At 75.5% G+C, this 14,616-nt stretch carries 10 protein-coding genes; 9 read left to right on the top strand and 1 reads right to left on the bottom strand.

Annotated features, from left to right (window positions below; genetic code table 11):
* The first annotated feature begins 20 nt into the window (after window positions 1-20).
* Genes P696_RS46770 through P696_RS0119625 form a run of 3 tightly spaced genes read left to right on the top strand, consistent with a single transcriptional unit; the run spans window position 21 to window position 2,106 of the window.
* Window positions 21-689, top strand: a complete 669-nt coding sequence (locus P696_RS46770) for a glycerol-3-phosphate responsive antiterminator (protein ID WP_084337805.1) — start codon at window positions 21-23, stop codon at window positions 687-689.
* Window positions 686-982, top strand: a complete 297-nt coding sequence (locus tag P696_RS0119630) for a putative quinol monooxygenase (protein ID WP_026413656.1) — start codon at window positions 686-688, stop codon at window positions 980-982. Before P696_RS46770 ends, P696_RS0119630 begins: the two co-directional genes overlap by 4 nt.
* Entirely contained in the window at window positions 982-2,106 is a 1,125-nt protein-coding gene (locus tag P696_RS0119625) for a zinc-binding dehydrogenase (RefSeq protein WP_026413655.1), read from the top strand. Before P696_RS0119630 ends, P696_RS0119625 begins: the two co-directional genes overlap by 1 nt.
* Before the next feature lie 45 nt (window positions 2,107-2,151).
* Here the strand turns inward: P696_RS0119625 and P696_RS46765 are convergent, their stop codons facing one another.
* The gene (locus P696_RS46765; RefSeq protein ID WP_211245801.1) at window positions 2,152-3,768 is read right to left on the bottom strand and encodes an MFS transporter; all 1,617 of its coding nucleotides are present in this window, start codon (window positions 3,766-3,768) and stop codon (window positions 2,152-2,154) included.
* A 35-nt stretch (window positions 3,769-3,803) separates the two neighbouring features.
* Between P696_RS46765 and P696_RS0119615 the strand changes: the two genes are divergently transcribed.
* The 6 genes from P696_RS0119615 to P696_RS0119585 all read left to right on the top strand — a co-directional run bounded on the left by P696_RS0119615 (window position 3,804) and on the right by P696_RS0119585 (window position 14,423).
* Window positions 3,804-4,790 (top strand): DUF1702 family protein, encoded by a 987-nt coding sequence (locus P696_RS0119615; RefSeq protein WP_245627728.1) that lies wholly within the window; start codon window positions 3,804-3,806, stop codon window positions 4,788-4,790.
* A gap of 185 nt (window positions 4,791-4,975) precedes the next feature.
* Window positions 4,976-5,956: a DUF1702 family protein gene (locus P696_RS0119610; protein WP_084337803.1), complete on the top strand. Its 981-nt coding sequence runs from the start codon at window positions 4,976-4,978 to the stop codon at window positions 5,954-5,956.
* Window positions 5,953-11,859 carry a type I polyketide synthase gene (locus P696_RS0119605; RefSeq protein ID WP_245627726.1) on the top strand — a complete coding sequence of 1,969 codons (5,907 nt, stop codon included), beginning with the start codon at window positions 5,953-5,955 and terminating at the stop codon, window positions 11,857-11,859. The genes P696_RS0119610 and P696_RS0119605 overlap by 4 nt, the downstream gene beginning before the upstream one ends.
* Window positions 11,856-12,314 (top strand): acyl-CoA thioesterase, encoded by a 459-nt coding sequence (locus tag P696_RS0119600; protein ID WP_026413651.1) that lies wholly within the window; start codon window positions 11,856-11,858, stop codon window positions 12,312-12,314. Before P696_RS0119605 ends, P696_RS0119600 begins: the two co-directional genes overlap by 4 nt.
* Window positions 12,311-12,937 carry a flavin reductase family protein gene (locus P696_RS46760; RefSeq protein ID WP_084337801.1) on the top strand — a complete coding sequence of 209 codons (627 nt, stop codon included), beginning with the start codon at window positions 12,311-12,313 and terminating at the stop codon, window positions 12,935-12,937. Before P696_RS0119600 ends, P696_RS46760 begins: the two co-directional genes overlap by 4 nt.
* Before the next feature lie 109 nt (window positions 12,938-13,046).
* Window positions 13,047-14,423: a cytochrome P450 gene (locus tag P696_RS0119585; protein ID WP_026413650.1), complete on the top strand. Its 1,377-nt coding sequence runs from the start codon at window positions 13,047-13,049 to the stop codon at window positions 14,421-14,423.
* Window positions 14,424-14,616: the final 193 nt, after the last annotated feature.

The following is a 14,616-nucleotide window of genomic DNA, read 5'->3' as shown; positions in this document are numbered from 1 at the left end:
CGCCACGGGGGCGAAAGATCATGAACTCCAGCAGGCCGTCCGCCGCGTCCGCCGTCAACCGGATGCTGCCGCGCCTCGCCGCCGCGCTGCGCGAGGTCCCGGTGATCGGCTCCGTCGTCGGCACCCAGCGGGTGCGCGGCTTCGTCGACTCCCCGGCCCACGTGTGCATCCTCGCGAACGTGGCCGTCGGGCAGATCGGCGGCGTCCTCGCCACCCTGCGCGGCGCGGACAAGACGGTGTTCGTCAACGTGGACAGCTGCCCCGGTCTCGCCCAGGACCGGGGCGCGCTGGAGTTCCTGCGCGACAACGGCGCGCAGGGCGCGGTGAGCACCCGGCTCTCGCTGGTCGAGAAGGGCCACTCGCTCGACCTGCTCACCATGATGAAGGTGTTCGTCACCGACCGGTCCAACCTGCGGCGCAGCCTGGACGCGGTGTCCCGCGGCCGTCCGGACCTGGTCGAGGTCATGCCCGCGCCGATCGTGGCGCGGCTCGAACCCGAGGCCAAGCGCCTGCTCAGCCCCTACGTCGCCGCCGGTTTCGTCGAGACCGAGCGCGACGCCGCCGCCATGCTCGCCCTCGGCGCGGCGGCCGTGGCCACCTCCGACCCCCGGCTCTGGCGCCTGCGCCGCGAGGACCTCGTCAGCGCGGCGGGCGCGGCCGGAGCCCCCACAGTGAAAGGCACGTCATGAGCTTCGTCGTCGTCGCCCGCTACCTCGCCTCGCCGGGTGAGCGGGACGGTCTGCTCCCGCTCCTGGACGAGATGGCCCGCGAGTCCCGCAAGGAGCCCGGCAACCTGGTCTACCGCGCCCACCTCGGCGCCGAGGACGACCGGCTCGTCGTCCTGTACGAGGAGTACGAGTCGGAGGACGCCTTCAAGGCGCACTGCGAGACCGAGCACTTCCGGCGGATCGTCCTCGGGCAGATCGTCCCGAGGCTGGAGAGCCGCGAGGTGCACCGGCTGAACCCGCGCGGGGAGCTCTGATGCGGACGACCGCGGCGGTCCTCCGCGACATCGCCCGCCCGCGCCCCTACTCCGAGAGTTCGCCCCTCGGCATCGAGGAGATCGAACTCGGCGCGCCGCGCGGGGGAGAGGTCCTCGTCCGGATCGCCGCGGCGGGGCTGTGCCACTCCGACCTGTCGGTCGTGAACGGCGACCGGGTCCGTCCGCTGCCGATGGCCCTCGGGCACGAGGCGGTCGGCGTCGTCGAGCAGGTCGGGCCGGGCGTGCGGGGGCTGACCGAGGGGCAACACGTCTGCCTGGTGTTCGTGCCGAGCTGCGGGCGTTGCAAGCGGTGCGACGAGGGCCGTCCGGCGCTGTGCGCGAACGCGGCGGCGGCGAACGGCGCGGGCGCGCTGCTGCACGGCCCGTCCCTGCTGCGGGACGCGTCGGGGGAGCTCGTCCACCACCACCTGGGCGTCTCGGCGTTCGCGCGGCACGCGGTCATCGCCGAGGAGTCGGCCGTGCCGATCCCGGACGACGTCCCGTTCGAGGTGGCGGCGCTGTTCGGCTGCGCCGTCCTGACGGGGGCGGGCGCGGTCGTGAACACGGCGGCCGTCCGTCCCGGGCAGTCGGTCGCGGTGTACGGGCTCGGCGGCGTCGGCCTGTCGGCGGTGCTCGGCGCGGTCGCGGCCGGGGCCTTCCCGATCATCGCGGTGGACCCGGTGCCCGCCAAGCGCGAGCTCGCCCTGCGGCTCGGCGCGCACCACGCGTTCGCCCCGGACGAGGCGGAGACCGCGATCCGCGACCTCACCGGCGGCGGCGCGGACGTCGCGGTCGAGGCCGTCGGCGCGGCCCCCGTCATGGCGGACGCCCTCCGCGCCGTCGACCGCGGCGGCCGGGTCGTGTCCGTCGGCCTGCCCGCCCCGGACCGCACGCTGGACGCCGTCCAGGCGCTCGCGTTCGCCGGGGAGGGCAAGTCGCTGCTCGGCTCCTACATGGGCGACGCCGTCCCGCGCCGCGACATCCCGCGCTTCATCGACCTGTGGCGCGCGGGCCGGATGCCGGTCGACCTGCTGCACAGCGGCACCCTGCCGCTGGCCGACCTGAACCACGCGCTGGAGTCGCTGGCCGCCGGGCACGCCGTCCGGCAGCTCGTCCTTCCGTAGAAGGGACGGCGCCGGACCTGGGGGACGGGTCCGGCGCCGTCCGGCTTATGACGCTTTCGTCCTTCGCTTCGCGAAGAGCGCGGCGGTGACGCACGCGGCGGCGAGCAGGATGCCGAACGCGATCGTCAGCGCGTGGGTGTAGCCGTGCACGGACGCGGCCCGCGGCTCGTTCCGGTGGCTCGCGAGGTACGCGGCGGCGGCGCTGGACGCGAGCGTGTTGAGCAGCGCCGTGCCCAGCGCGGCCCCCAGTTGCTGGGCCGCGTTGTAGGCGGCGGCCCCCGCGCCGATGTCGTGTCCTTCCATGCCCGCCGTGGCGAGGCTCGCGGTCGGCGGCAGGACGCAGCCGAGCCCGAACCCGGTGAGGACGAGCGCGGGCAGCAGGTAGAGCGTGAACACGTGCTCGCCGTCCACGCTCAGGCGGGTCAGGACCAGCACCCCGGCCGCCGCCGCGAGCAGCCCCGGCACGACGAGCAGCGCGGGCGGGACGCGGCCGTGCAGCCGCCCGGCGACCAGCATCGACCCGGCCAGCGCGGCGACCGCGTTGACCAGCAACGTCAGCCCCGCCTTGACGGGCGAGTACCCGAGCGCCGCCTGCGTGTAGTAGCTCATGAACAGGTAGAACCCGAACATCGCCACGAACAGCAGCGTGATCGCCACGAACGCCCCGGCGCGCACCCGGTGCCGCAGCACCCGGGGCGGCAGCAGCGGCTGCGCCGCCCGGGACTCGACCGCGGCGAACGCGGCGAGCAGCACGACGCCGCCCGCCAGGAGGCCGCTGACCTCGGCCGAGCCCCAGCCGCGGGTCTCGGCCCGCGCGAAGCCGTAGACCAGCGCGGCGAACCCGGCCAGGCTGAGCAGCGCTCCGGCGACGTCCAGGCGTCCTCGTCCCGCGCCGAGCGGACGGTCCCTCGGGACGACCGCGACACCGGCGGCGGCCGACAGGGCGAGCGGGACGTTCACGTACAGGCACCAGCGCCAGCTCGCGTACTCGGTCAGCAGGCCGCCCGCGATCAGGCCGACCGCCGACCCGGCCGCGCCGACCGCCGCGAACACCCCGAACGCCCGTCCGCGGTCCCTCGCCTCGGTGAACGTCGTGGTCAGCAGGGCCAGTCCGGCCGGGGCCAGCAGCGCGGCGAACCCGCCCTGGACGGCCCGCGCCGCGAACAGCGTCTCCGGGTTCGGCGCGGCACCGCCGAGGGCCGAGGCGGCGGCGAAGCCGAGCAGCCCGGCCAGGAAGGCGCGCCGGTGGCCGAGCGCGCCGCTGACGCGCCCGCCGACCAGGAGGAGCCCGCCGAACGCGAGCGCGTACGCGGTGACGGCCCACTGGCGGTCGCCGTCCGACATGGCGAGGGCGCGCTGCGCCGAGGGCAGCGCGATGTTCACGATCGTCCCGTCCAGCACCACCAGGAGCTGCGCGGCGCTGACCACCGCGAGCGTCCACCACACCCGCCGGGACGCCGTGACGGGGGGTTCCACCTGCGTTCTCTCGTCTTCGACATGCATGACTTCCATCGTCACGCTGAACGCGCCCCGGAGACTTCGGCCGTCCCGGCGGGCGCCGACCTGCCGGTCGCGGGCGGCGACCCTCAACGCGCGGGGGAGGCGGCGTCCGGGGAAGTCGGCATACGAGGAGATGCCGGACGGCGTCCGGCGGCACACCATGAGGGCACGGGACCCGGGCGGAGGGAGAGGCGATCGTGCCGGTCATCGGTTCGTTGCGCAGGCTCGTGTTGGCGCCGTCGCTGGAGAGGGTGAGCTTCGCCGGGAGGGGATTCCCGGTGACGCCCTCGGAGGCGACCGAACGGCTCGAGGCCATTCCGCAGGCGGTGGTCTGCGGCTTCGAGTGGGGGATCGACACGCGGAGCCAGTGGGAGCTGGAACGGCGGCTCGCGCTGGTCGATCCCGAACAGCGCGGGTTCGCCTACGAGGGGGCGACGATGGCCTGCGCCGTCCTCGACGCGATGGGCCCGCGGCGCGGGCACCGCACCCAGGACCTGCTCCTCGGGCCCGGACGCCCGCACATCTTCCTCGCCTACATCGGCATCGGGTTCGCGATGGCGCGGCTGCCGCGCGTCCTCTGGCGCAAGGTGACGCCGGACCTGCCGAAGGACGGCGGCTACTACCCCGAGATGTCCTGGCTCGCCGTGGACGGCTACGGCTTCGACCTCGCCTACTTCCACACCGAACGCTGGGTCGACCGGCGGGAACGGCCCGCCGCCTACCCCTGGGAGGGCGACGCGGGCTACTTCCCGCGTGCGGTCGACCAGGGGATCGGACGGGCGCTCTGGTTCATCGGGGGCGGGAACCCGGACCACGTCGCGGCGGCGGTCCGCGGGTTCGCGGCCGAGCGGCGGGCCGACCTGTGGGCGGGCGTCGGGCTCGCCGCCACCTTCGCCGGAGGCACCGGTGACGCGGGGTACGAGACGCTGCGCCGCGAGGCGGGCGAGCACGTGCCCGAGCTCGCGCAGGGCTCGGTGTTCGCGGTCAAGGCCCGGCACTACTCCGGATTCGTCCCCGAGCACACCGAGGCCGCCGCCCGGCGGCTCACGGGGCTGACGGTCGAGCGGGCCGTCCTGCTCGCCGACGACACGGCGGTGACGGGGGACACCGGACCGGTGCCCGCCTACGAACAGTGGCGGCGGAACGTCCGCGAGGGATGGGAAAAGGCGCGCGCGTCCAGCTGAGTCCATTTATTGATAACCGTTTTCTTTGAGAGTGCCGGGGCGGCCCGGAAGCGGCTTTCGCCGTTTCCGGGCCATTTTCCGTCCAGGGGCCCTCGGAGCACACGCGAAGTAGCCGCAGGGCCTGTGTCACGGGCAGATTCGTAGCAGAGAAAGGCCCGACCGGGCACCGAAGCGGGGAGCACATCTTGGCGAATCAGTGGCGCAGGCTCCGCAGCCGGATTCTCACGCCGAAGAAATCTGAGACGCGGATGGACGTCCGTGGTTTCCATGTGAAGAATCCTGAGGCGCGCGGCCTGCTGGAGACGATAGGCGCGACCTTCGTGGACGCCTACGCGGACGCGATGGAGGCCCCCTCGGCGGCGGCCACGAAGGAACGGCTCGACCAGGTGCCGACGCGCTTTCGCGGGTTCGCCTACGAGGGCGCGGCGATGGGCCTCGCCGTCCTGGACGGGCTGCCCGGCGGCGGCCGTGGCCGGACCGAGGAGTTCCTCGCGGGCCCCGGCGCCCCCCACGTCTACATGGCCTATGTGGGGATCGGCTGGGCGATGGCCCGGCTGCCCCGGTTCCGGTGGCGGACGCTGCACGCGCCCGACCCGTTGCTGCGGTGGCTCGTCCTGGACGGCTACGGCTTCCACCAGGCGTACTTCCACACCGACCGGTACGTCCGGGAGCGGTTCCGCGAGGCGTCCTTCCCCTGGCCCGGCGGCTCGGGGCCGGACGGCTACCCGCTTCGGGTGATCGACCAGGGCATCGGCCGCGCGCTGTGGTTCGTGTGCGGCACCGACGCCGAACTCGTCGCCGACACCGTCGACGGCTTCCCCGAGCACCGCCATTCCGACCTGTACGGCGGCGTCGGCCTGGCCGCCACCTACGCGGGCGGCGTCGAGGAGAAGGAACTGGTCCGGCTGCGCGAGCGCGCCGGGGCGCACCGGCCGATCCTCGCGCAGGGCAGCGCGTTCGGCGCCGAGGCCCGGCTGCGCGCCGGCCTGATGGTGCCGCACGTGGGCCTGGCCACCCAGGTGTTCTGCGGGACGACCCCGGAGCGCGCCGCCATGGTCTGCGCGGAGCAGCTGCCGGAGGACGCCGACCATCCGCCCCAGGGCAGGAGCGGCCTCGTGCCCGCCTACGAGACGTGGCGGCAGCGCATCGCCGCCGAGTTCGCGTGAGCGCCGCAGGGACCAGCGCCCCCGGGACGGGCGCCGCCGAGACGAGCGGCGTCCGCGCGGGCGGCGTCTCGGTCGCGGGACACGACGTGCCGGACGAGCAGGGAGAACAGGGATTTCGCATGAGCAGGATCGCCGTTGTCGGCCTGGCGTGCCGGTACCCCGACGCCGCCTCGCCGCGCGAGCTGTGGGAGAACGTCCTCGCCGGGAGGCGCGCCTTCCGGCGGCTTCCGGACGAGCGGATGCGGCTGGAGGACTACTGGGACCCCGACCCCGCCGCGCCCGACCGCTTCTACGCCCGCAACGCCGCCGTCATCGAGGGCTACGAGTTCGACCGCGTCGGACACCGGATCGCGGGCAGCACCTACCGCTCCACCGACCTGACCCACTGGCTGGCGCTGGACGTGGCGGGCCGGGCGCTCGCCGACGCGGGATTCCAGGACGGTGAGGGCCTCCCGCGCGAGCGGACCGGCGTCGTCGTCGGCAACACCCTCACCGGCGAGTTCGCCCGCGCGAACCTGATGCGGCTGCGCTGGCCGTACGTCCGCCGGACCCTGGCCGCCGCGCTGCGCGACCAGGGCTGGGAGGACGACCGGCTCGGGCCGTTCATGGCCGAGCTGGAGGAACGGTACAAGGAGCCCTTCCCGGCCATCGACGAGGACAGCCTCGCGGGCGGCCTGTCCAACACGATCGCGGGCCGCGTCTGCAACTACTTCGACCTCAAGGGCGGCGGCTACACCGTCGACGGGGCCTGCTCGTCCTCGCTGCTGTCGGTGGCGACCGGCTGCCGGGCGCTGCTGGAGGGCGAGCTGGACGTCGTGGTCGCGGGCGGCGTGGACCTGTCCATCGACCCGTTCGAGATCATCGGTTTCGCCAAGACCGGCGCGCTCGCCCGCCGCGAGATGCGGGTGTACGACCGCGACTCCAACGGCTTCTGGCCCGGCGAGGGCTGCGGCATGGTCGTCCTCATGCGCGAGGACGAGGCCCGCGCGCAGGGCCGCCGCGTCTACGCGACCGTCGCCGGGTGGGGCATCTCGTCCGACGGCAAGGGCGGCATCACCCGTCCCGAGGTGAGCGGCTACCGGCTGGCGCTCCGGCGCGCCTACGAGAAGGCCGGGTTCGGCGTCGACACCGTCGCGCTGTTCGAGGGGCACGGCACCGGCACCGCCGTCGGCGACACCACCGAGCTGACCGCGCTCTCCGAAGCCCGCGCCGAGGGGGGCGGGGGCCCGGAGCGCGCGGCGATCGGCTCGATCAAGGGGATGATCGGCCACACCAAGGCGGCGGCCGGGGTCGCCGGGTTCATCAAGGCCGTCCTCGCCGTGGACGCCCAGGTGCTGCCGCCGAGCACGGGATGCGTGGACCCGCATCCGGTGCTGACCGACGACGGCGCGACGCTGCGGATGCTCCGCAAGGCCGAGCCGTGGCCCGAGGGCGTGCCGGTGCGCGCCGGGGTCACCGCGATGGGCTTCGGCGGCATCAACACCCACATCGTCGTGGAGGGCGCGCCCACCCGCCGGTCCGGCCTGGACGCCACGACCCGCGCGCTCGCCGCGTCCCCGCAGGACGCCGAGCTGCTGCTGCTCGACGCCGGGTCCCCGGGCGAGCTGCGCGCCCGCGTCGCCGAGCTCGCCGACTGGGTGCCGTCGCTGTCGTACGCGCAGCTCGCCGACGTCGCGGACGCCGCGCGCCGGCGGCTGTCCGACCGCCCCTACCGGGCGGCGGTGGTCGCGCCGTCGCCCGCCGAGGCCGAACGCGGCCTGCGGCGGCTGCTGGAGACCCTCGACGCGGGCGAGACCTCGCTGCTCGCCCCGAACGGCTCGGCGTTCCTCGGCCACGTCACCCGTCCCGCCCGGGTCGGGTACCTGTTCCCCGGCCAGGGCTCGGGCCGCTCCACGACCGGCGGCGCGCTCCGCCGCCGGTTCACCGAGGCGGACGCGGTGTACTCCCGCGTCCGGCTTCCGGAGACCGGCGACATGACCGCGACCGAGGTCGCGCAGCCGCGCATCGCGACCGGCTCGCTCGCCGGGCTGCGCGTCCTGGAAGCCCTCGGCCTGCGCGCGGACGTCGCGGTCGGGCACAGCCTCGGCGAGATCACCGCGCTGCACTGGGCGGGCGCGGTCGGCGCGGACGCTCTGCCCGAGCTCGCCGCCGCGCGCGGCCGGGCCATGGCCGAGCACAGCACCGGCGACGGGGCCATGGCGGGCATCGCCGCCCCGGCGGACGTGGTCACCCCGCTCCTCGCCGACTCCCCGGTCGTCATCGCCGGGTACAACGGCCCGAACCAGACCGTCGTCGCCGGACCGGCGGCGGCCGTGGACTCGGTCGTCCTCGGCGCGGAGCGCGCCGGGATCGGCTGCACCCGGCTGGCCGTCTCGCACGCCTTCCACTCGCCGCTGGTCGCCCCGGCCGCCGACGCCTTCGAGGCGTGGCTGGACGGGCGGGAGTTCGGCGCGGTCGAGGGCCGCGTGGTGTCCACGGTGACCGGCGAGCCGCTGAGCCCCGGCACCGACCTGCGCGCGCTGCTGCGCCGCCAGATCGCGGACCCGGTCCGGTTCAGCCAGGCGCTGGAGCTGGCGGGCAAGGACGTGGACCTGTTCGTCGAGGTCGGCCCCGGCCGGACGCTCAGCACGCTCGCGGGGACCGTCCTGGACGTCCCGGCCGTCGCCCTGGACACCGACGACGAATCGCTGACCTCGCTGCTGCGCGTGGTCGGGACCGCCTTCGTCCGCGGCGTCCCGGTGGACCACGGCGCGCTGTTCGTGGGCCGGTTCGTCCGGCCGCTGGAGATCGGCGCGGAGTTCTCGTTCCTCGCCAGCCCCTGCGAGCGCGCCCCCGAGGTCACCCTGGAGCACGTCGCCCGGCCCGCCGGGGACGCCACGCCGGACGTCGCGCCCGTCGAGCCCGGCGAGGGCGGCGGCCTCGCGATCCTGCGGCGGCTCGCCGCCGAGCGCGCCGAGCTGCCGCCCGAGACGGTCCGCGACGACAGCCGGTTCCTGGACGACCTGCACCTCAGCTCCATCACGGTCGGCCAGATCATGAACCAGGCCGCGCTCAGCCTCGGCGTCCGGCCGGGCAGCGCGCCCACCAACTTCGCCACCGCCACCCTCGCCGAGCTCGCCGAGGTCCTCGACACCCTCGCCGAGTCGGGCGGAGGCGCGGCGGAGACCCCGGTCGTCGCGGGCGCGGCGTCCTGGGTCCGCGCGTTCTCGATCGACCTCGATGAGACGCCCAAGCCCGTCCCGGACGCGTCGTCCGAGACCGAGGCGGGGGAGTGGCGGGTGTTCGCCCCGGAAGGCCACCCGCTCGCCGCTCCGCTCGCGAGCGCGCTGCGGGAGGCGCGGATCGGCGGCGGCGTGCTGGTCTGCCTGCCGCCCGACTGCGCGGAGGAGGACCTCGGAACGGTCCTCGCCGGGGCCAAGGCGGCCCTCGGCGGGCCGCGTCTGGTGCTCGTCCAGCACGACCGCGGCGCGGGCGCGATCGCCAAGACGCTGCGGCTGGAGGACCCGCGGGTCAAGGTCACCGTCGTGACCGTCCCGCACGACCTCGCGGCGGTGCCGTGGATCGTCGCCGAGGCGGCGGCGACCACCGCGTTCAGCGAGGCGCGGTACGACGCGGCGGGGGTCCGGCGGGTGCCGACCCTGCGGGCGATGCCCGTCCGGGCCGCCCGGACCGTCGCCCCGCTCGGCCCGGAGGACGTCGTCCTGGTCACCGGCGGCGGCAAGGGCATCACCGCCGAGTGCGCGCTGGCGCTCGCCGAGGACTCCGGCGCGGCGCTGGCCCTGCTCGGCCGCTCCGCCCCGGACGCCGACGCCGAGCTGGCCGGGAACCTCTCCCGGATGGCCGAGCGCGGCGTCCGGGTCCGGTACCTGCGCGCGGACGTCACCGACGCCGACCAGGTGCGCGCGGCGGTCGAGGAGGCCGAACGCGAGCTCGGCCCGGTGACCGGCGTCCTGCACGGGGCCGGGCGCAACGAGCCGGTCGGGCTGGCCGGACTGGACGAGGCGGCCCTGCGGGGCGCGCTCGCCCCCAAGATCGACGGGCTCCAGGCCGTCCTGGACGCGGTGGACACCGGCCGGCTGCGCCTGCTGGTCACCTTCGGCAGCATCATCGGACGCGCCGGACTGGCGGGCGAGGCGCACTACGCGCTGGCCAACCAGTGGCTCGCCGACCTCACCGAGACCGTCGCCGGACGGCATCCCGACTGCCGCTGCCTCTGCCTGGAGTGGTCGGTCTGGTCCGGCGTCGGGATGGGCGAGCGGCTGTCGGTCGTCGAGTCCCTCAGCCGGGACGGGATCACCCCGATCCCGCCGGACCAGGGCGTCGACATCATGCGGCGGCTGCTCGCCGACCCCGACGCCCCCGAGGTGGTCGTGGTCAGCGGGCGCACCGGACGCGTCGACACCGTCCGGCGCGCGGAGGAGGACCTGCCGCTGCTGCGGTTCCTCGGCCGCCCGCTCGTCCACTACCCGGGCGTCGAGCTGGTCACCGAGGTGGAGCTGAACGCGGGCACCGACCGCTACCTGGCCGACCACCTCCTCGACGGGAACCTGCTGCTGCCCGCCGTGTTCGGGATGGAGGCGATGGTCCAGGCCGGGACCGCCGCCGCCGGACGCGCCGACGTCCCGGTCATCGAGGCCGCCGAGTTCGAGCGCCCGGTCGTCGTCCCGCCGGAGGGCACCACGGTCGTCCGCGTCGCGGCGGCCGTCACCGGCGACGACACCGTCGAGGTCGCGCTGCGCAGCGCCGAGACCGGCTACGCCACCGACCACTTCCGCGCCCGCCTCCGCTTCGGCGCCACCGGGGACCAGGCCGTCCCCACGGTGCCGGACGGGCCGCCGGAGCAGGTGGGCGACGGCCTGCCCGTGGTCCCGCTGGACCCGGCCGAGGAGCTGTACGGCGGGGTGCTGTTCCAGGGCGGGCGCTTCCACCGGCTGCGCGCCTACCACCGCGCGGCGGCCCGCCACGTGGACGCGGACGTCGCGACCGAGCCGACCGACTGGTTCGCCGGATTCCTCCCCGACCGCCTGCTGCTCGGCGACCCTGGCATGCGGGACGCCCTGATGCACGGCAACCAGGTCTGCGTCCCCGACGCGACCCTGCTGCCGACCGGCATCGAGCGGCTGTACCCGGCGGGCGACCGGGCGTCCGGGCAGGGCGTCCTGCGGTACTGCGCGACCGAGCGGGAGCGCGACGGCGACACCTACGTCTACGACATCGTCGTCCGGGACGCGGACGGCAACGCCGTCGAACGCTGGGAGGGGCTGCGCCTGCAGGCCGTCCGGCGCACCGACGGCCGGGGCCCCTGGGTCCCGCCGCTGCTCGGCTCCTACCTGGAGCGGACCGTCGAGGACGTGCTCGGCCTGAAGGCCGCCGTCGCCGTGGAACCGGACGAACCTGATGCCCCGGGCGGGGACGTGGCGGCGCGGCGGGCGCGGACGGCACGGGCCGCCGGGCGGGCCCTCGGACGCCCGGTCGAGGTCCGGTACCGCGCGGACGGACGGCCCGAGACCGACGAGGCGGGCACGCTGTCGGCCGCGCACGGGGCCGGGCTCACGCTCTGCGTCGCGTCCGACACGACCGTGAGCTGCGACGTCGAGGCCGTGGCCACCCGTCCGCAGGACGAGTGGGCCGGGCTGCTCGGCGCCCACCACGGGCTCGCCGGGGTCCTCGCCCGCGACCTCGACGAGGAGCCCGACGTCGCGGCGACCCGGGTCTGGGCCGCCGCCGAGTGCCTGCGCAAGGCGGGCCTGCCCGACGACGCGCCGCTGACCGCCGCCGGGCGGCCCCGGCAGGGCTGGGCGGTGCTCGCGTCCGGCGGCCTCCGGGTCGCCACGTTCGCCACGACCCTGCGGGACCGTCCCGGATCGGTCGTGTTCGCCGTCCTGACCGGAGGCAGCCAGTGAGCGACTACTTCGAGTACCGGCACATCGTCGGCTTCGAGGAGACCAACCTCGTCGGCAACGTCTACTACGTGAACTACCTGCGCTGGCAGGGCCGGTGCAGGGAGATGTTCCTCAAGGACCTCGCCCCCGAGGTGCTGGCCGAGCTCTACGAGGACCTGAAGCTCTTCACCCTCAAGGTGGACTGCGAGTTCTTCGCCGAGATCACCGCGTTCGACGAGCTGTCGGTCCGGATGCGGCTGGTCGAGCTCGCGCAGACCCAGCTGGAGTTCGGCTTCGACTACGTCCGGCTGGACCCGGGCGGGGGCGAGACCCTCATCGCCCGGGGACGGCAGCGGGTCGCGTGCATGCGCGGCCCGAACACCCGGACCGTCCCGTCCCGGGTGCCGGAGGCGCTGGTCCGCGCGCTGCGGCCGTTCCAGCCGGCCGCCCTCACCGACGCGGGGCGGACGGCATGACCGCCGCATCCGACCCGTCCCCGCCCGTGCCCGGTCCGGCGGACGCCGAGCCGGACGGGCGGCTCGTGGCGGGGGCCGAGGCGGGGCTCGACTCGGGGCTCGACGCAGGGCTCGACGCGCGGTTCGACACCAAGGAGCTGCGCCGGATGTTCGGCGCGTTCGCGACCGGCGTCACCATCGTGACCTGCGGCGGCGCCCGGCCGCACGGGATGACGGCGAACTCGTTCAGCTCGGTGTCGCTCGACCCGCCGCTCGTCCTGGTGTGCGTGGACCTCGAGGCGGTGATGCACGCGGCGCTGCTCGACACCGAGTACTTCGGCGTCTCGGTGCTCGCGGCCGACCAGGAGAAGGTCGCGCGGCACTTCGCCGACCGGCGGCGTCCGCTCGGCATGGCCCAGTTCGACGCGATCGACTGGGAGCCCGGCGAGCGCACCGGCGTGCCGCTCGTCACCGACGCGCTGGCGTCCTTCGAGTGCCGCAGGTGGCGCGGCTACGACGGCGGCGACCACACCATCTTCGTCGGCCGCCTGCTGGCGGCGAGCCGCCGCGACCCCGACGCCCTGGTGTTCCACGACGGGCGGTTCCGCAGGCTCAGCCCCGAGCCCACGCAGGTGCCGCTGTGACCGGCGACGCCGCGGCCCGCGCCGGGACCGGCGCCTCGCACGGCGCCCTGACCCGCGTCGTGCGAGGCGCCGTGACCGGCCCGGAGTTCGGCAGGAGGAAGGAACCCCGATGACCGTGCACCAGGAGCGGCCCGCCGCCGGGACCGGACGGGTGCCGCCCGGCCCGCCCCGGCGCGCGATGCCGGGGGTGCTGGCCCGGCTCGTCCGGGACCGGCTCGCGCTGATGACCGAGGCGGTGACCGAGTACGGGGACGCGGTGCGGGTCGCCGCGGGCCCCCGCACGATGTACATCTTCAACCACCCCGACCACGCCAAGCACGTCCTCGCCGACAACGCGGCCAACTACCACAAGGGCCTCGGCCTCCAGCAGGCCCGCCGCGCCCTCGGCGACGGGCTGCTGACGAGCGAGGGCGAGCTGTGGCGCAAGCAGCGCCGCACGATCCAGCCCGCCTTCCAGAGCGCGCGGATCGCCGCGCAGGCCGGGGTCGTGGCCGAGGAGGCGGCGGGCCTGGTGGAACGGCTGCGGGCCCACCGCGGCGGCGGGCCGGTGGACGTGACGGGCGAGCTGACCGGGCTGACCCTCGGCGTGCTCGGCCGCACCCTGCTGGACGCCGACCTCGGCGGGGCCGACGCGTCGGTCGGGCACGCCTTCGAGGCCGTCCAGGACCAGGCGATGTTCGAGATGGTCTCGCTGAGCAAGGTGCCGACCTGGGTGCCGCTGCCCAAGCAGCTGCGGTTCCGCCGGGCCAGGGCCGAGCTGCGCGACGTCGTGGACCGGCTGGTCGCCGAGCGCGGCCCCGGCTGGTCGCCCGAGGCCGACGACGTGGTGTCCCGGCTGGTGGCGTCCACGCGGGCCGAGCCCGACCCGGCCGTGGGCGCGCGGCGGCTGCACGACGAGCTGGTCACGCTGCTGCTCGCCGGGCACGAGACCACCGCCAGCACGCTCGGCTGGTCGCTGTACCTGGTGGACCGGCATCCCGAGGTGGCGCGGCGGCTGCGCGAGGAGGCCCGCACGGTGCTCGGCGACCGGCCGCCCGTCCACGACGACCTGCACGGGCTGACGTACACGGCCATGGTCGTCCAGGAGGCGATGCGCCTGTACCCGCCGGTGTGGATCCTCACCCGGCAGGCGCTCCAGGACGACGTGGTCGGCGGCTACCACGTCCCGGCGGGCTCGGACGTCCTGGTCAGCCCGTACACCCTGCACCGCAACGCCGAGTACTGGGACGATCCCGAGCGGTTCGACCCCGAGCGGTTCGACCCGGCGCGCCCGAACGAGCGGCCCCGCTACGCCTACATCCCGTTCGGCGCGGGACCGCGGTTCTGCGTCGGCAACAACCTCGGGATGCTGGAGGCCGTGTTCGTCCTCGCGCTGATCTCCCGCGACCTGCGCCTCAAGGCGGTGCCGGAGCGCCCGGTCCAACCCGAGCCGATGCTGTCCCTGCGCATCCGCGGCGGCCTCCACATGACCGTCCACGACGCCTGACCCACCCGGTGGACCGTCCCCCGCGCGCCGTCCAACCAGGACGGCCCGCGCGGGGCGGCCCGTTCAAGGCGGGCCACAGAGGCGCGGGCGAGGCGGGCGGGGACGCGCGTGGCGTGGTGACGCGCATCGGGCGGTGACGCGCATGGTGTGGGGACGCGCCTGGGGCGGGGGCGCGCGAGCGGGCGGGGGTGTG

The organism is Actinomadura oligospora ATCC 43269, assembly GCF_000518265.1.
Lineage (GTDB): Bacteria > Actinomycetota > Actinomycetes > Streptosporangiales > Streptosporangiaceae > Spirillospora > Spirillospora oligospora.
The sequence above is the reverse complement of the archived record's forward strand: the minus strand, read 5'-3'. Positions and strand labels throughout refer to the sequence as shown.